Origin of the sequence: Streptomyces sp. NPDC004539, from assembly GCF_040610055.1 — a bacterium.
Classification (GTDB): Bacteria; Actinomycetota; Actinomycetes; order Streptomycetales; family Streptomycetaceae; genus Streptomyces.
In genome coordinates this window covers 79,636-96,719 of record NZ_JBEXLS010000027.1, presented here as the reverse complement: position 1 = coordinate 96,719, position 17,084 = coordinate 79,636, and the positions used below count along the sequence as shown (strand labels likewise).

The 17,084-nt window shown below is 68.4% G+C and carries 19 protein-coding genes; 13 read left to right on the top strand and 6 right to left on the bottom strand.

Features of this window, described 5'->3' with window-relative positions; translation table 11 throughout:
• Positions 1–129: 129 nt before the first annotated feature.
• The 3 genes from ABZX85_RS39780 (at position 130) to ABZX85_RS39770 (ending at position 1,696) form a co-directional block, all read left to right on the top strand.
• Positions 130–450: a hypothetical protein gene (locus ABZX85_RS39780; RefSeq protein ID WP_355880464.1), complete on the top strand. Its 321-nt coding sequence runs from the start codon at positions 130–132 to the stop codon at positions 448–450.
• A gap of 71 nt (positions 451–521) precedes the next feature.
• Positions 522–719 carry a hypothetical protein gene (locus ABZX85_RS39775; protein ID WP_355880461.1) on the top strand — a complete coding sequence of 66 codons (198 nt, stop codon included), beginning with the start codon at positions 522–524 and terminating at the stop codon, positions 717–719.
• 68 nt (positions 720–787) lie between these two features.
• A complete protein-coding gene (locus ABZX85_RS39770; protein ID WP_355880459.1) occupies positions 788–1,696 on the top strand; it encodes a DUF5655 domain-containing protein in 909 nt (302 codons plus the stop codon).
• A 102-nt stretch (positions 1,697–1,798) separates the two neighbouring features.
• On the opposite strand, the gene ABZX85_RS39765 is transcribed toward ABZX85_RS39770, so the two are convergent.
• The 3 genes from ABZX85_RS39765 to ABZX85_RS39755 form a co-directional block, all read right to left on the bottom strand.
• On the bottom strand, positions 1,799–2,242 hold the full coding sequence (locus ABZX85_RS39765) for a hypothetical protein (protein WP_355880456.1): 444 nt from the start codon (positions 2,240–2,242) through the stop codon (positions 1,799–1,801).
• Between the two features lie 541 nt (positions 2,243–2,783).
• A complete protein-coding gene (locus tag ABZX85_RS39760) occupies positions 2,784–4,103 on the bottom strand; it encodes an ISL3 family transposase (RefSeq protein WP_355880453.1) in 1,320 nt (439 codons plus the stop codon).
• A 164-nt stretch (positions 4,104–4,267) separates the two neighbouring features.
• Positions 4,268–4,606 (bottom strand): hypothetical protein, encoded by a 339-nt coding sequence (locus ABZX85_RS39755; protein WP_355880450.1) that lies wholly within the window; start codon positions 4,604–4,606, stop codon positions 4,268–4,270.
• A 291-nt stretch (positions 4,607–4,897) separates the two neighbouring features.
• On the opposite strand from ABZX85_RS39755, the gene ABZX85_RS39750 reads away from it, so the two are divergent.
• Entirely contained in the window at positions 4,898–5,593 is a 696-nt protein-coding gene (locus ABZX85_RS39750) for a response regulator transcription factor (RefSeq protein WP_355880447.1), read from the top strand.
• A 94-nt stretch (positions 5,594–5,687) separates the two neighbouring features.
• On the opposite strand, the gene ABZX85_RS39745 is transcribed toward ABZX85_RS39750, so the two are convergent.
• Positions 5,688–6,047, bottom strand: coding sequence for a hypothetical protein (locus ABZX85_RS39745; protein WP_355880444.1), 360 nt, complete (start codon positions 6,045–6,047; stop codon positions 5,688–5,690).
• Between the two features lie 80 nt (positions 6,048–6,127).
• On the bottom strand, positions 6,128–6,568 hold the full coding sequence (locus ABZX85_RS39740; protein ID WP_355880443.1) for a hypothetical protein: 441 nt from the start codon (positions 6,566–6,568) through the stop codon (positions 6,128–6,130).
• 509 nt (positions 6,569–7,077) lie between these two features.
• Between ABZX85_RS39740 and ABZX85_RS39735 the strand changes: the two genes are divergently transcribed.
• The 9 genes from ABZX85_RS39735 to ABZX85_RS39695 all read left to right on the top strand — a co-directional run bounded on the left by ABZX85_RS39735 (position 7,078) and on the right by ABZX85_RS39695 (position 16,002).
• Complete coding sequence (locus ABZX85_RS39735) at positions 7,078–8,235, top strand: L-dopachrome tautomerase-related protein (protein WP_355880440.1); 1,158 nt, start codon at positions 7,078–7,080, stop codon at positions 8,233–8,235.
• A gap of 204 nt (positions 8,236–8,439) precedes the next feature.
• The gene (locus ABZX85_RS39730; protein ID WP_355880437.1) at positions 8,440–9,876 is read left to right on the top strand and encodes a carboxylesterase family protein; all 1,437 of its coding nucleotides are present in this window, start codon (positions 8,440–8,442) and stop codon (positions 9,874–9,876) included.
• A 54-nt stretch (positions 9,877–9,930) separates the two neighbouring features.
• A complete protein-coding gene (locus ABZX85_RS39725) occupies positions 9,931–10,953 on the top strand; it encodes a zinc-binding dehydrogenase (RefSeq protein ID WP_355880434.1) in 1,023 nt (340 codons plus the stop codon).
• A gap of 106 nt (positions 10,954–11,059) precedes the next feature.
• Positions 11,060–12,064 (top strand): alpha/beta hydrolase, encoded by a 1,005-nt coding sequence (locus tag ABZX85_RS39720; RefSeq protein ID WP_355880431.1) that lies wholly within the window; start codon positions 11,060–11,062, stop codon positions 12,062–12,064.
• 387 nt (positions 12,065–12,451) lie between these two features.
• A complete protein-coding gene (locus ABZX85_RS39715; RefSeq protein ID WP_355880428.1) occupies positions 12,452–12,811 on the top strand; it encodes a cyclophilin-like fold protein in 360 nt (119 codons plus the stop codon).
• A gap of 426 nt (positions 12,812–13,237) precedes the next feature.
• Positions 13,238–13,669: a nuclear transport factor 2 family protein gene (locus ABZX85_RS39710; protein WP_355880425.1), complete on the top strand. Its 432-nt coding sequence runs from the start codon at positions 13,238–13,240 to the stop codon at positions 13,667–13,669.
• Between the two features lie 150 nt (positions 13,670–13,819).
• Complete coding sequence (locus ABZX85_RS39705; RefSeq protein WP_355880422.1) at positions 13,820–14,215, top strand: MmcQ/YjbR family DNA-binding protein; 396 nt, start codon at positions 13,820–13,822, stop codon at positions 14,213–14,215.
• Positions 14,212–14,583: an MmcQ/YjbR family DNA-binding protein gene (locus ABZX85_RS39700; protein WP_355880419.1), complete on the top strand. Its 372-nt coding sequence runs from the start codon at positions 14,212–14,214 to the stop codon at positions 14,581–14,583. Before ABZX85_RS39705 ends, ABZX85_RS39700 begins: the two co-directional genes overlap by 4 nt.
• A 42-nt stretch (positions 14,584–14,625) precedes the next feature.
• Positions 14,626–16,002 carry a replication-associated recombination protein A gene (locus tag ABZX85_RS39695; RefSeq protein WP_355880416.1) on the top strand — a complete coding sequence of 459 codons (1,377 nt, stop codon included), beginning with the start codon at positions 14,626–14,628 and terminating at the stop codon, positions 16,000–16,002.
• Between the two features lie 66 nt (positions 16,003–16,068).
• Here ABZX85_RS39695 and ABZX85_RS39690 read toward each other — a convergent pair whose 3' ends face one another.
• Positions 16,069–17,004, bottom strand: a complete 936-nt coding sequence (locus tag ABZX85_RS39690; RefSeq protein WP_355880413.1) for an AraC family transcriptional regulator — start codon at positions 17,002–17,004, stop codon at positions 16,069–16,071.
• Positions 17,005–17,084: the final 80 nt, after the last annotated feature.

Here is a 17,084-nt window from a genome sequence, read left to right as displayed (position 1 = left end):
CCGAAGCGACCGAACCAGTCACAGCGGAGTTCGCATACGGGTTAAGGGGACTTTCTCGACTCGCTCCTGCTGCGCGCCGCATTGGCCAGGGGATCAGCTTTCCAGGGCCGGATAGGACATCCTGGTGAGGTGAGCAGGTACGCCGAGGCCAAGCCCTACGCCGTCCCGGACATCCTGTCTGAGCTGACAGGCCCGGTCCACGGCCTCGTCCGCCTGCCCCGACACCTCGACTGGGGCCCGGCGTACACCTACGACCTCAACGACGACGCAGACCTCGCCGTCATGTACGAACGCGTGGTCCGCGAAGCACAGTCAGCAGCGGACCTACGGGATCACCTCGACGGCGCCATTCTTCAGCGGCTGTGGCCACAGCTGATCATCCCCGTGCCCGCTCGGGCCCGCTGGGAGCAGCGCTTCCCCCAGCTCCGCCGACAGGCGACGGCCACGTAGCGGACGAGCTGCACGCACGCCTGATCCGGATCTGCCTCACCGCCCTCGCCGACGGCTTCGGGTTCGCCCTCGTGGGCGGCTACGCCGTCCAGGCCCACCAGATCGTCAACCGGCTCAGCAACAACGTCGACCTGTTCACGCCATTCGACCGCAAGAACCAGCTGCCGGCCGCCGCAGCGCGCGTCGTGGCCACGCTTCAAGACGCGGGCCTGGACGCGGAGGCCGTCAGCATCCAACTGCACTCATGTGATGTGTGCAACATTCACTAGACAGTGGAGTGTCTGTGCACTCATAATGACCCGCTTGCGGATCATGGGCCGCTGCGTGAGGGGGATTGTTGCTGCAGGTTTTCCGGGTGACGGATGGAGCAGTTTGTAGGATCGCGGGCGGGGCGGTGGAGCTGGAGCGCCACCTGCAGGTACTGGTCGAGGCCAACATGCCGGAGATGCTCGGTATGCGGTTCCTGGCGCACGAGTACTCGACCGGGCCCATTCATCGTGGGCGGATCGACACCCTGGCTCTGGACGAGGACGGCTCGCCCGTGATCGTGGAGTACAAGCGGACGGGCAGCGCCAGCGTGTTGTCGCAGGGCCTCTTCTACCTCGCCTGGCTGGTGGAGCACCAAGACGAGTTCGAGGCGCTCGTCGCACAGCGGCTGGGCAAGGATACCGGCCGCACTGTCGACTGGAGCAACCCGCGGATCGTCTGCGTGGCGACCGAGTTCACCCGCTACGACACCGTGGCGGCCGGCATGTCGCACCACCGGGTCGACCTTCTGGTGTACCGGCAGTACGCCCAGGACCTGGTCACGTTGGAGCTGGTGGCCTCCGTCGCAGGAGGCTGCGGGACCCGGACGGCCCGGGTGGGTTCATGGAGTCGGCCGGAGGGCACCGGGCGAAAGGGTGTCCGCCAGTTGCTGGACTCGGCGTCGACCGAGCTTCGGGACCTGTTCTCCGAGCTGGAGGAGCGGCTGCTGGACCTGGGCGACGGCACGTGCATTGAGCTGCAGCACTACCTGGCGTTCCGGCGCCGACGGAACTTCGCGTGCGTGCGCGTCACCCGCGAGGCTCTGATCGCGGTCCTGAACGTCGACCCCTCGACCATCAGCCTTGACCCGGGCTTCACTCGGGATCTGCGTGGCGTGGGCCATCTCGGAACCGGCGATCTGGAGGTGCGGATCGCCTCGGCGGCCGAGCTGGATAGAGCCGAACCGCTCTTTGCCGCGGCCTTCGCTGCGGCTGCCTGAGCAACGAAGGCGGGCCGGACAACGTGGTTGTCCGGCCCGCCTTCGTTGAGCACCTGGGCCGCTCGGAAGCAACCCTCGGGCCCGATCCGCATAGTCGGCAGGTCACGGCGTAGCGGCTGCGTCGTATGCCGCCCGGAACTCCTGAGCTCTCAGGTTGGCGCCGTCCCGGACAGCACGGCCGAACCCACTGGTCATCGCTTGGGAAACCGCTTCGGCGGCGTCTCGCATTCGGGCCAGCTTGTGGCTCTCGACGACATCGCTGAACTCCTGGGGAATCTCCCGCTTGTCGATGACACCAACCAGAGCCACACTCCCGGTACCCGTGCCGTAGGTCTCCAGTTTCGACCAGCCGAGTTCCTTCGCCGCCTTGCGCATGGCCGACCGGATCAGCAGGAGGCCACCCAGGTCTTCGGCTTCACTGGATGCCAGACGCAGCTCGTAGCTTCCTCCGTAGCCCCCCGCGCCCGGCGGGCATGTACGGCGCAAGAGCGGGACCAGTACGCTGACCAGCTTCTGGTGGCGCGGATCGTCCGCAAAGGATGCCATGTACTGAGCGTAGTTCGCGGTGCGTGTCGGGGCACGTTCACCGTCAAGGCCGTTGGGCGGCAGGACTACTGGCTGGCGAGGCAGTGAAGGTGCGGTTCATCGACTTCCTCCCAATCAGCGGGGAGGTGAGGGGAGCCGGCGCGTCACCCTCCGCCTAAGTGCGTTGCGGCAAAGGGATTCCCTGTTCGATGAGCAGGGGCTTCTTCGTGTGCGGGGCATGATCAGCGTGGGGTAGGGGCAGGCAGCGGGCGGCTTGTTGTGGATCGAGGAGGGTGCGATGCCGTCGGTGCTGGGGTTGATGGAACAGCGTGAGGCGCGGGCGAGGCAGGATCTGGAGTCCTGGATGGAGGTCCTGGAGCAGGCTCAGGCGGAGGTGGATGCCGCGCGGGAGCGAGTCGAGCGGGCCCGGGTGGGGCGTGAGGAGCTCGTGTCGGTGCTGGCCGGGGAGGGCCCGGTGAATACGCCGGTTCCCGTGCCGTCTGATGGTGAGACGGCTGCCGCCGGGGGATCGAGCAGCTTGGGCGCGGGGTATGGCGGGTCTTCAAAGTTGAGCGGTGCGGAGGTGTCCGCGGGCCCGGCGGGTTGTGACGCAGCGTGTGCGTAGCCGCTGGTTCGTGGCGTTGCGGAACCCGAAGGCGGCGCGGGCGACGAGCTTGATCACGCGGTTGAAGCCCTCGCTTTTGGCGTTGCTGTGTCCGGTGTCGATGAACGCGGCGATCTCGTTCCACCAGCGGTCCACGGTGGTGGCGAGGGTACGCACTTCCGGGATGTCGGCGTCCGCGCGCCAGGTGAGGAACTTGTAGCGGGCCTGGCCGATATGGTGACGGTCGGCGCCGGTGCGGGCCAGTGCAAGGAGGGTGCACAGGCTTTCCTTGGCGATCCAGGCGGTCAGCAGAGTCTGTCCGATCTTCCCCTCGTCCAGGAGCGGGTTCCACATCTGCGCGAACTGCTCGTCGGTGAGGTCCTCGCGGTTGCGCAGGAGTCGTCGGCGGGCCTTCCACTCGGGGTCGGTGGCGCGTCCGCGTCGTCCGCGGACCTCGGCGGTGGTGCGGCGCCGGACCAGGGACAGCATCTTGTTGGCGAGCTGCACGATGTGGAAGTGATCGACCACGACGACTGCGTTCGGCAGGCCGGTGCGGATCGCGGCCCGGTAGGTGGCCGACATGTCGATGGCCACGTGCCGGATGCTGTTGCGCCAGGTCAGGGGTGTGGTGGACAGCCAGGCCAGCACGTCGGCGACGGTGCGGCCCTCGACCTGGCCGAGCAGGCCACCGACACCGAGCGCGTCGACGAACCCGGTGTGCCACCGGTCCCGCGTCAGCTGCCACTTGCCCGTTTCAAGGTCCTGCTCCCAGCGGGTCCTGCCGCGCCGGGTCTCATCGATGCCCAGCACCCCGACCTCGGGCAGCGGCGCCTCGACGACCTCGTGGGCAGCGGTCCTGAAAGCGTCCATCACGGTCGACCAGGACAGATGCAGATCGCGGGCGGCCTGGATGACCGTGGAGCCGGCATCACGTATCCGACGTCCGGCCGTACTCCGTAGCCTCCCGGTCAGCCGCTTGCCGGCCGGGATCTGCGGGATCTGCTCGGTGAACGATTTCCGGGGACAGGCCGGTTCGCGGCACCACCAGCGCCGTTTGTGCCACAAGAACTCCAACCCGCGCTCGCCATAGGGGAGATCGCGGGGCCGGGTGGTCGCGGAGCCTTTCACCCGGGACGCGAAGACCCCACAGACCGGGCAGGCCCGGGCCGAGGCATCCGCTGTGGCCAGGTGGACCCGGCGGCCACCGTCCTCGCACCGCTCGACCCGTATGACGGACACCCCGTCGAGGTCCAGCAGCAACGTCGTATCGTTGACCAAGCCCGTGGCTCCCCAGTGATCCTTCTGCGTAGAGAACAGAAATGATCACCCAGGACCACGGGCGCCTTGTATCAGAGACCGGCAACTGCCACAACCGTCACAGACTGTGACAGTCAGTCAGCGCACACGCAGAGGCACACCGCCCAAGTTCGAAGACCCCTGGTTCACCTCGGATCCATGGGCGGCGGGTCGGGGTCGCCGTCGGAAGGAAAGGGCGCGAACACCGTCGCAGTCTTGGCCGTGGCGGGAGCTAGGGTGTCCGTGTCGGCCACCACATCGGCCAGGGTGCCGACGCGGTCGAGGATGCGGCGTACGGAGGCCAGACTGTCGACCGGGGCCCTGGCGCGGCGGTCGATCACTTCGCGCAGCCCCGAGGCGAGCCGCATCCGTTCGCCCGACGGAGACTGCCGTTGCTGGGCCAGGTCTCCGGCACTGCTCAGATACTCGTAGACGACCTGATCACCCTCGATGCCCACGAAGCCAGGCGTTACCGGAACCGCCAACTGCTCAGCTTCAGGTTCAAGGTGCGCATCACCGCAGACGCAGCAGTTCTGTGGCGATGTGCTGCGCGGGGCCTGCGCCGCCGGGCGCTTGCGTCGGTGGGACAGACCTGTCCAGCCGTCTTGTTGGTCGGCGTGCAGGCGTGTGAGCGAGACCAGGGCTGCTCCGCGGCGGGCGCCGTTTCATGTGACATTCCGAAAAACCACTGCGAGTGAGTAATGTGCTAGAAGTTTCAAGTAGCGTCGGAGTGAGTCACCCCCACGGCTCCGCACCCTCTCTCACGTGGAGAAATCGTGCACGATCAAAACGACTACCGAACTGTCCCGGTCGATGCGACAGCGTCACCCATAGCTCTCTTCAGCAGGAACAGCGTCATACCGGCCCCCCTCGCCCAACTCGACGTCAGGCTCGTGCGAGAGCCGAGTGACATATGTCCGAGCGACGGCGTCCTGCTGCTCCATGGCATCGGTATGGCGCAGGAACTGAAGCGCTTCGCAGCCGAGACGGAGGGGCCCCTGCCGCCCGCCGTGGTACTCGCGCCCGGGCTCGACTGGGACGACGTGTCCCTGGCACTGGACCTCGGGGCGGTGAGCTATCTACTGGAGAACAGGTACCTGTATCTGCTCGTGGAGGCACTTGCGGGCACATACCGTGGCGCCAGCTTCCTCGACCCGGCAATCGCCGCGGAGCAGATCAGGCTGGCAGCCGGGGCCAGGTCCAGAGCAGGGAAGGAGCATGAAGAACCCGCCGCTGCGGGCGTCGTGATGTCTGGCTTGCGGCCACTGCTGTCGCCGCGGGAGTGTCAGGTCATGGACCTACTCACCTCCGGCCGCAGGGTCGGGGATGTGGCCCGCGAACTGTTCCTGACCGACAAGAGCGTCAGGAACTATCTGAGCCGCATCTACCGGAAGCTCGATGTGCGGAGCCAGTCGGAGGCGATCCTGCGCTGGCTGGGGCACCTCGAACCCGCTGCGCCCGGTCGTCCGTGACGTCAGGGCGAGCCCGGCAAAGAGCCGACCGGTTCGCATGAACCGGCCGGCTCCGTCTCTCAGGGGCGCCACGGGCAGAGCCCGCGGGCGGGGATCAGGTGATGTTCCAGGTGGTCACGTTCGGCGCGACGTAGGAGTTCGTCCGCAGTATGGACTGCGGGCCGCAGTTGTTCTTGTGCCACTCGAAGCGGACGGTCTCACCGGCATTCACCGGGAAGCTGCCGGTCTGGAAACTCCCGCCCACGTTGAAGGACAGCGCGCTGCTGATCCGGCCGGAGCCGGACGGGGGCTCCGCCGTGATGTAGACGCAGTTGGCCCCACTCGGAATGGCCGACGTGCTGACGTTGATCTGGCTGACGGCGGCGGAGGCGGGCGAGGCCGCCAGTGCCACGGCGGATACTCCCGCCAGCAACGCGACGGGAACGATACGGCGCGCGCGAGTGAGCATGCTCATTGCGGTTCCTTACTTCGAGTACGAAATGGAGAGAAGACGGCAAGAACGCAGAACCAGTGGTTCTCGGAACGTACGGATGTTCAGGCAGCCCGGCATGTGGCGACGTTGCCGTCGGTCCAGCCGCTGTTGGAGCAGACGAAGACGGCGGCGTTCTGTCCCCTGACCAACACCTGCGAGAAGCTGCTGCTCGGGTTCGGCCCGTTGTAGCTCAGCCTGTAGGCGATGCCGGGCCCGGTCTGTGTCCCCTGGCATGCCCTGTCGGTGTACGTGTCGATCGTGATCTGATTGCCCTCTCTGACCTGGAAGCCAGAGTTGATGTTGTTGGTGCCGTTGACGGCCGTACAGATCGAACCGGCCCCTGTGAGGGTGACCTTGACGCTGTTGGTCCCGCTGGGCAGGCTGGCCGGCCCGCCCTGGACCGTCAGCGGGACCAGGCCCCCGTCGGGCTGCTGTAGTGCGGCATCGGCGGAACCGGCGGAGACGGCGAACATCCCGAGCCCTGCCCCAAGGGCGAGGAGCATCGCCAGGGGACTGTTCAGAGCACGCTTTGGTGGTTGCTTTGTCATTGGCAAAGTGATTCTTCCTGCGTGGGGGGGGGCTGCGCCGGTACCGCCTTCGGGGCAAGCCGCTGCGTGGATCAAGTGTTTCTCTCAAGGAATGGCCTCGGATAGAGCCAAATCACCTCAGCCCCGAGGACTGAGGCCGGGCCGCCCTCAACCTAAGGTAAGTGGATCGACTTGCCATGAGGGTGGTGCGGGAGCTATCTTCACGAAGGTAAGTTCATCGACTTATCTTGCGGCTCGGCGAAGAACAATCACCGCCCATCACTTTGCGTGCTGGCGGCCGTTCGAGGATCACGCGGAGGACAGGTTCGGCCGGCTCTTCGGCATCAACGTCAAGAGCGTCTTCTTCCTCACCCAGGCCCTGGCACTTAAGGCCGCACCGCCGTCCGGTGGATCCCCTCGCGTGTCCAGGTGATGCAGCAACTCGCCGTCCCGTGCAGCAATTTGACTCAGCAGGAGACGCTCACATGAAACGACGTACGTTCCTCGCGACGACCGCCGCGTCGCTGGCCGCCACGCAACTCGCAGGGCCTGCCGCCGCCGTTGCTCCAAACGGTCGTCCAACCGGCGCACAGCCCACGGTCGTTGCCCGCTTCTGGGGACCGATGCCGACGGGTGTCACTGTCTCGCGCCACGGCCGTATCTTCGTCAACTTTCCCCGCTGGGGGGACGACGTCCCCTTCACCGTCGCCGAGATTCGGGGCGGGAGACCGGTGGCCTACCCCGACGCCAAGGTGAACCGCCAGGATGCCTCCGACCTGGCCGGACACCTCCAGTCGGTACAGAGCGTCGTCGTCGACGGGGCCGACCGGCTGTGGATCCTCGACACCGGAAGCCCACTGTTCGCCGGTTCCTCGTACGGCGGCCCCAAGCTCGTGGCCGTCGACCTGCACACCGACCGGATCGTACGGAAGATCCTCTTCCCGCGCGAGGTGGTGCCGTCAAACAGCTACCCCAATGACGTGCGCTTCGACCTGCGGCGCGGAGCCGAGGGCATGGCGTTCATCACCGACTCGGGCGGCTCCAACGGCATCATCGTGGTCGACCTCGCGACGGGCCGCTCCTGGCGGCGGCTGGCCGGCCATCCCTCGGCGCTCGCGGACAAGCAGTTCCTCCCGGTCATCGAGGGCGAGCCGTTCATGTTCCGCCCTGCGGACGGCGAGCCCACGTACTACGAGATCGGCTCCGACGGCATCGCTCTGAGCGCCGACGGCATGCGCCTCTACTACTGCCCGATGTCCAGCCGCCGGCTGTACAGCGTGGCCACTGACGCCCTCGCTGACCCGGACGCCACGGACGCCGAGGTGGCGGCGACGGTAGAGGACCTCGGGTTCAAGCCCATGGCTGATGGCCTGGAGAGCGACGACAAGGGGCGGCTCTACGGCGGAGACCTGGAACACAACGCCATCTGGCGCAGGGACCCGAACGGCACCTACCGGACCCTCGCCCAGGGGCCCGGCCTGGTCTGGGTCGACACCCTGTCCGTCGCATCGGACCGGCACCTGTACGCCATCGCCAACCAGGTCAACCGGCAGTCGGCCTTCCATGAGGGCAAGGACCTGCGCCGCAAGCCCTATCTCCTGGTCCGTCTGCCGATCGACGCCGGGCCGGTCAGGCTCGTGTGACCCCTGCTCGTCGTCGGGGCCGCCGCGGCAGCCCCGACGACGAGCACGAGGCGAGGAGAAATGTCGCCTGGTGACCACCGGGTGGCCGCCGCTCGCCGAGCGATTTGCCGGATCCCAGGAAACGATGGGAGACGTCCCCGCTGGCAACCAGCCGCCGACACGCCGCGCGCAACACCCGAACCGCACCGGAAGGAATCTCACGCCATGGCCGAGACCACGCCCAAGGCTCCGACGACCCCAGGGGTGCGGTCCTGGTGGGGAATCCCCTACGCCACCGCCGAGCGGTACCGCCGCCCCGTGGTCGCGGACTTCGATCCGAGTCTCCCGTACGACCGCAAGGGCGTCGTGTCCATCCAGCCCGACAGCGGCGACTGGCTCGAAGCGGACAGCGGGATGGGCGAGGACTGCCTGAACCTGAACGTGTGGGCCCCCGAGCAGCCGGCCGGCAAAACGCTCCCGGTGACCGTGTACATCCACGGCGGCGGGTTCGAGTACGGCGCGAACACCCAGATCACCTCGAACGCCGCCGGTCTCGCCGCGACAGGGCGCGTGGTGGGCGTGTCCATCAACTACCGGCTCGGCGCCCTGGGCCCGCTCTCGCTCTCGCAGTACGGCGGGAAGCTCGCCGAGGCCAGCAACCTCTTCCTCCAGGACATCATCGCCGCCCTGACCTGGATCCAGCGGAACATCGGCCACTTCGGCGGAGACCCCGACAACGTCACCGTCTACGGCCACAGCGGCGGCGCCTACTCCACCTTCGGGCTGCTCGGCGCCTCCTCCGCCGACGGCCTGTACCGGCGCCTGGCCGGGTTCTCCGGCGGGCCCGCGCGCTCCATCCCGGCCTGGTGGGCCGAGGAACTCGCACACCTGTTCGTCACCGAACTCGGCGTCGCGGACAACCCGGAGAAGGTCCTCGACCTCGACCCCCTCTCCCTGCGGGACGCGCTGCGCAAGGTCCTCCCGACGGACCTCGGAGTCCGCGGCGGGGTGGACAACAAGGCCACCGGCGTCGTCCTGGACATCGGGCAGCCCGGCGCGGTGGTGCACGCCCACCCCATGGACGTCCTCGCCTCGGGTGCGCACCGCGATGTCGACGTGCTGCTGAGCATGGCGAGCGACGACATGGGCTGGTGGGTGGCGAACGACCTCGACCGGTTCGACCCGGGCACCGTCGACCGCGTCGTCGACGAGGTCGCGGGGTGGCGCATCTCCCGCTCCCGCGCGCAGAAGATCGTCGACGCCTACGACCAGGGCGGCCGTACCCCGGCCGAGGTCCGCGCCGCGGTCATGGCGGACTACCTCTTCGCGATCCCCGCCGCCCGCGGCGCCCTGGCCCACGCCGCCGCCGGCGGCAACGCCCGCCTCCTCGTGATCGGCCCTGCCGAGGGCGCGCCCGCCGTGCACGGCACCGAGATGTACGCCCTGGTCGGCCAGGAAAAGCCGGGCCGCAGCGCGGAGCAGGCCGGCCGGGACACGCGTATTCGCGACATCGTGCTCGACTTCGCCACCGGTGAGCACTCCCGTCTGTGGCCCGCGGTCACGGACAAGCCCACCTCGGAAACCGTCGGCAACTCTCCCTTCGAGGGAACCGCTCACTACCAGCAGGTCCTCGACCTGTGGGAGGGCATCGACCGTCCCTGACGGCCGGCGGGCGATACGGACGACGCAGGGAAGACACGGAGTGAGGTACTCGACATGAGGCAATCGACAGCAGCCGGCGAGGCCGCACAGGCGACGATGAGGGCCGTCGTCGTCACCCGGCCCGGCGGCTTGGAGGCACTGGACATCAAGGACGTTCCGGTGTCTGTCCGCAAGCCCGGCTGGGTGCGGATCAAGGTCAAGGCATTCGGCGTCAACGAATCCGAGGTCACCACCCGCAAGGGCGAGTCGGACGCGGAGGTCACCTATCCGCGGGTGCCCGGCATCGAGGGCGTCGGCGTGGTCGACGAGGCCGACGAGGACAGCGGTCTGCGGCCGGGACAGCAGGTGGCCACGATGATGGGCGGCATGGGCCGCGCCTACGACGGTGCGTATGCCCAGTACGTGACCGTCCCCGCGGCGCAGGTCATCCCGTTCGAGACCGGCCTGCCGTGGGAGATCGTCGGTGCGCTGCCGGAGATGTTCCAGACCGCTTACGGGTCGCTGACCACCGGCCTGGACCTCAAGGCCGGGCAGACGCTGCTGATCCGCGGCGGCACCTCCACGGTCGGGCTGAGCGCGGCCACGATCGCGAAGGACCTCGGAGCCACCGTGCTGTCCACCACCCGCAGCGAGACGAGGTCGGGGGAGCTGCGGGCCGCGGGCGTCGACCACCCCCTCGTCGACAACGGCACCCTTGCCGACCAGGTGCGCGAGCTGATCCCGGACGGCGCCGACGCCGCCCTGGAACTGGTCGGCTGCTCGGTCCTCCCCGACACCCTCCGTACCGTCCGCCGACACGGCACGGTCTGCTTCACCGGAGCCCTGGCGGGCCAGTGGACGATCCCCGACTTCAGCCCGTTCATGATCCCGGGCGGGGTGCGGCTGACCTCCTACGGCGGTGAGGCCGCCGACCTCCCGGCAGACGTCTTCGCCCACCAGCTCCAGGCCATCGCCGCAGGGCGCCTCAACGTGCCGGTCGCGAAGGTCTACCACGGCCTGGAACGGGTCCGTGACGCCCAAGCCGACGTCGAGTCCGGCACCACGCCGGGCAAGCACGTCGTCGTCCTGGACGACTGAGAACTGATCGCGGGGCGCAGCAAGGCTGCGGCACACATCGTGCGCAGTGGTTCCTCAGCCCAGCGGCGAGCCTCAGCGGTGCCCGGGTATCCGAAAGAGAGAACAGATGACAGAACAGACGGAGCCAGACTTTTTCGGCGCCACGACCATCCGGCCCCCGCTGGACCCGGAGCTCGCGCCCGTCGAGGAGGCGCGGGGCGCTGTCTTTCCGGCCCTGACGGATCAGACCCTGCCGGAGATCCGGCGGCAGATCGCCGCGGGTTCCCCTGCATTGGATTCGGAGGCTCTGACGGCGGGCGGCAGGGTGCGGGTGGAGGAGCGCCAGGCACCTGGGCCGGAAGGCGAGCCGGACATCACGGTGCTGATCCTCAGCCCCGTCGAGGACCGAGGCCCCAGGGGAGGCATCCTCAGCCTCCACGGCGGCGGGATGATCATGGGGGGACGCCGGGACCACGTGAGTCATCTCCTTCCCCATGTGATCGAGGGGAGTGCGGTCGTCGTGTCGGTCGAGTACCGGCTGGCGCCGGATCACCCCGATCCCGCGCCGGTCGAGGACTGCTACGCGGGGCTGGTGTGGATGGCGAAGAACGCGGCCGAGCTCGGTATCGACACCGAGCGCCTCCTGATCGCCGGAGTCAGTGGCGGCGGCGGCCTCGCGGCGGGGACCGCGCTGCTCGCCCGCGACCGCGCTTTCCCCAGGCTCAGCCACCAGATTCTGATCTGCCCCATGCTCGACGACCGCTTCGAGACCCACAGCAGCCGCATGGTGGACCGCGAAGGCGTATGGGACCGCCACAGCAACCTGTACGCGTGGACCTCCGTACTGGGCGAGCGGCGCGGCGGCCCGGACGTGTCGCCCTACGCCGCGCCGGCCCGCGCCGAGGACCTCAGCCGGCTGCCGCGCACCTACATCGACACCGGCTCAGCCGAGGGGTTCCGCGACGAAATCCTGATCTACGCCGGCCGCCTGTCCGAGGCGGGAGTAAGTGTCGATCTCCACATGTGGGGCGGCGGCTTCCACGGGTTCGACATGACGGTGGATCATGCGGCCGTGTCGCGCGCTTCCAGCGCGACCCGTGAGGAGTTCATCCGGAGGGCACTGGGAAGGTGAGCGGTGGAGGCTCCGCAGCGCGCCCGGGATGCCGCATGTCCCCAACTTGGTCTGACCCTAGCCCGAGTGGCCCTCCGCCTCCACTTGGCAGCCCCGCACGGATGGGGCCAGGGACTTCCGTCGCGCTCTGTTCGGTGCAGTTCGCGGAAGTGCAGCTCCAAGACGTCCAGGAAGCGCCCGTACCGGTCGACGCGACCCGCGCCGACCATGTTGGGCACGTCCCTAGCCAGCCCCAAGCCGAATGGTAAGTTGACGGACTTGCCATCTTGGCGTTGTGAACGTTACCGTCACGATCCACGCCGAACCGACCTTTGCGGCCCGATGGATGTGGCGTACGCGTCGGCTGCCGACCATCACTCCGACAACACCCCAGAGAGCAGAACCCCTATGCGAATCCGACTGACGGCCGGAGAAACCGTCCTCACCGCAACCCTCGACGACAACGCGACGGCACGCGACTTCGCCTCGCTGCTTCCGCTCACGCTGCAGATGAACGACCTGTTCAAGCGCGAGAAGTACGGCCACCTGCCTCGGTCTCTCGCCGCAGGGGGCACGCCCCGGTTCAGCTACGAGATCGGCAACATCGTCTACTGGTCACCCGGTCCCGACATTGCCGTCTTCTACGCCCACGACGGTGAGTCCATCCCCGAGCCCGGCCAGATCATCCTCGGCGAAATCGACTCGGGGGCCGATGCCTTGAAGAAGTACGACGGCGCGGTTGACGTCACCATCGAGGCTGTCGACTAAGACCCAGCCGGAAACAACCGGGATCGTCAACCAACGGGCGGAGTTGCCACGTCCAGGGCCCTGGCCCACCGGACTGACCGACTCCTGCCCCGCCCCAGGCTTCGTTGAACAGGGCGACCAGGTGGTGCGTCCGCACTGCCACACCGAGCCCTCGGCGTGCACCTTCCAGCTGCCCGCCTGGAAGGTGCCGACCCAATCTCTGCAGCACGGACACGAGCGGAGCCGACCCGCGGCAGGCGGACGCCGTCGAAAGGCACTGGGTTGTCCGTCCCTGACCATCATGTGTCTGCAGGCCACGGGCCGAGATGCCCGGTCCCGGGAAATCATGGCTGGTGAGGCCCGGACAGCCGCAGGGCAGCGTCTGACGATTGCGCAGGCGCACGCCGGGCGGAGACCGCCGGCCAGCGCACCACCGAAAGGGATGGGATGAGCGTCAGCAAGGACGAGATCACCAAGACCGTCATCGAGCTGGAGAAGTCCTTCAACGAGCGGTGGAGCATCGGCGACAACCGTGGCTACCTCGACGCGTTCGCTGAGGAAGTCAGCTATTTCGACCCGATCCTCAAGAACATGGTGGTCGGTCGGGACAAGGTCATCGCATGGATCGACTCCATCTACTCCAACCCGCACATCGTGCGCAGCGAGTATCTCAACCCACAGGTTCACGTCAGCGACAGCAATGACTTCGCCGTCCTGGCCTACAACCTGAACACCTTCGTTCTCGACGAGAACGGCAAGGAGAAGCAGCTCCGCGCCTGGAACGCCACGCACGGCTACCGCCTCAAAGATGATCAGTGGCGCATCGTGCACTCCAACTGGGCATTCGCCCAGACCGTTACGGAAAAGATCGCCTCCTAACCGGGGAAGTGCCGCCCGGCCATGGGTGCACCCCTGCGCCGCGAGCAGAGGCTCCTCGTGAGTGTCTGCGAGAACAGGGCCGGAGACGGGTAACCCTCGGCCTGCCGCTGCTGAGGGACCCTTCATACATGGGCTAAGGAGCTGAACAACGTGAACGGAAAGAAGCTGCAGCAGACGGCCGCCGAGTGCGCCGAGGGCCTGCCCGGCACCGCACTTGAGCATCCCTTCGGTGAGGGATGGGACGTGCACAAGGTGCGCGGCAAGGTCTTCATGCTGACGACCGACGTCACCGGGGAGCCGTTGGTGATCCTCAAGTCCGCTCCCGACGAGGCGGCGGCGCTACGAGAGCAGCACGCCGAGATCACCCCTGGCTACCACATGAACAAACGGCACTGGATCACCCTGCATGGTGGCGACTCCCTCGACCCCGGCCTGGTCGAGGAACTGGTGACCGACTCCTACCGGCTGGTGGTCGCGGGACTCCCGAAGGTACAGCAGCCGGTGGACCCGGCGACGTACGCCCGCGGAGACCGGGCCCCGCGATGACCCTCACCGGGGTACGGCTGCAGCAGACGGCACGTCGCGCGGCCGGTGCGTTGCCCGGCACCGGCAGCAGCCGCCCCTTCACCGAGAAGCTGGACGTCTACAAGGTCGCCGGGAAGGTCTTCCTGATCGTCACGGACGATCCCGGTGAGCGGATCATCACGGTCAAGGCGGAGCCGGAGCACGGGCGGCGGTTGCGGGAGGAGTACCCGTCGATCACCGCCGGGCGGTATCTCGACAAGAAGCACTGGATCTCGGTGAGCGGCGGCCGGGATGTCACCGCGGCCTTGGTCGAGGACCTGGTCACCGACTCCTACGACCTGGCCCTCGACTCGGCGCCCCGCAGCCGACGCCCCGCCGCGCGGACCTGACTGTCCGCCCGGCCACCGCCACCTCCCAGAGAGCCCAGCCCCATGGACCACAGCGAACCCGCGCTCGCCCTGTTCGACGACGATCCCGGCCCCGTCAGCACCGGCACGAGCGACACCACCGCGCCGGCCGTGGACGACCTCTCACGGCCTCTCGCCGACCGGCTGCGCCCGCGCACCCTCGGTCAGGTGGTCGGCCAGGAGCACCTGCTGGGCGTCGAGGCGCCGATAGGGCGGATGGTCGAGCGGCAGCATCTGGTGTCGATGGTCCTGTGGGGGCCGCCCGGCTGCGGGAAGACCACCATCGCCCGGCTCCTCGCCGATGCCGCCGCTCTGGTCTTCGCCTCGCTGTCGGCAACCTTCTCCGGGGTTGCCGACCTGCGCCGGGTGTTCCGCGACGCCCAGCAGCGCCGCGCCCGGGGGCGGGGGACACTCTTGTTCGTCGACGAGATCCACCGCTTCAACCGCGCCCAGCAGGACAGCTTCCTGCCCTACGTGGAGGACGGCACGGTCGTGCTGGTCGGCGCGACCACCGAGAACCCGAGCTTCGAACTGAACGGCGCACTGCTCTCGCGCAGCCAGGTCTTCGTCCTCAAACGCCTCGACGAGCAGGCTCTGCAGACCCTCACCACCCGCGCCGAGGAGCTGACCGGGCGCCGGCTGCCGCTGACCGTCGAGGCTCGCCAGGCCCTGCTCGCCCTGGCCGACGGGGACGGCCGCTACCTGCTCAACATGGCCGAGCAGCTCCAGTCCCTGCCCACCGGCACCGGCCCGCTGGACGTGGCCGGGCTGGCCCGGCAGGTCCAGCAGCGGGCCCCGCTGTACGACAAGGCCCAGGAGGGCCACTACAACCTCATCTCCGCGCTGCACAAGGCAATGCGCGGCAGTGACCCGGACGCTGCCCTGTACTGGCTGGCGCGGATGCTGGACGGCGGCGAGGACCCCCTGTTCATCGCCCGCCGGCTGGTCCGCTTCGCAGGCGAGGACGTCGGCATGGCCGACCCGCACGCCGTCCAGCAGGCCCTCGCCGCATGGGACGTCTACGAGCGCCTCGGCTCGCCCGAGGGAGAACTCGCCCTCGCCCAGGCCGTCGTCTACCTGGCCACCGCCCCGAAGTCCGTCGCCGTGTACCGCGGTTTCGGCGCCGCAAGCAAAAGCGCCCGCCGTACCGGCTCCCTCATGCCGCCGCCGCACATCCTCAACGCACCCACCCGGCTGATGAAGAACCTCGGCTACGGCAAGGGCTACCAGTACGACCCGGACGCCCCCGACGGCTTCTCCGGCGCCGAGTACTTCCCCGAGGACATGGACCGTGAGACCTACTACCGGCCCACCGAGCACGGTCATGAGGCCGAGGTCGGCCGCCGCCTGAACCGCTGGGCCCGGCTGCGTGCCCAGCGGCGCCACCCGGACTCCGGCTGAGCCAGGATCAGCCACCCGCGGACGCGCACCCCTTCCGTCGGGCCAGGGACTTCCGTCGCGCTCTGTTCACGGATCGGTCCTTGCTGTGCGGGCGGCATACGCTGCTGGGGTGAGGCCGGTGCGGTCACGGAAGAAGCGGCCGAAGTTCGCGGGGTCGGTGAAGTTGAGGTGGACGGCCACCGTCCGGGCGTCCCACCGGGCCGTTCCCAGCAGGCGCCGGGCTTCCAGCAGGCGCCGTTCGTCGATGAGTTCGCGTACGGGCTTGCCGGTGGCGTCCCGGGCGGCGCGGCTGAGGGTGCGGACCGAGCAGCCGAGCAGGTCGGCGTAGTCCGCGGCCTGGTGCAGTTCACGGAAGTGCAGCTCCAAGACGTCCAGGAAGCGCCCGTACCGGTCGACGCGACCCGCGCCGGCCAGGGCCGTGCTGACGGGAGTGATGCCCGAGGAGTCAGCCAGGCGCAGCAGCAGCGATTCGAGCAGGCTGCGCCGCAGGGCGTGGTGGATGTCGAGGGGGCGGCGCCCAAGTGCGCGGTGTTCGTCCAGGAGTTGTAGTGCCGTCTGCTGGAGCCAGACGGCGTCGTCGGCGTGCGGGGTCAGCACAGCAGGGGCCTCGTGCGTGGTGAGCGGGGCCAGGAGACTGACGAGGTCGGGCCGCAGCACGTCGGGTTCAAACAGGATGAACGGGCCGCGGGCCGCGCCGGGCGGATGCCAGCACTGGACGTGCCCGGGACGCACCCACAGCCACTGGCCGGGCGCGACGGTCCGCGTGACATGGTCGACGTCGTGCCGCAGCTCACCCTCGGTGACCGCGATGAGGTAGTGGAAGGTGGCACGGCCCGGACGGGGCGGGTTCCACGGCCAGTCGTCGTGCTGGTCGAAGAAGTCCTCGACGGTACTCACCTCAAGGCCGTAGGGAGTACCGACCGGGGGCTGGAAACCGTACAGCGGAACCGCAGCTGGTCCGGCCTGCCTGCTCGCCCCGGAGTGTCGCTTGCCGACCATCATGTGTCCGCAGCCTACCGCCCTCCCTGACAGCTTCGCCGGAACAATGGGGCGTGCCACCGCAGCGGGGGCGGTAAAGACGA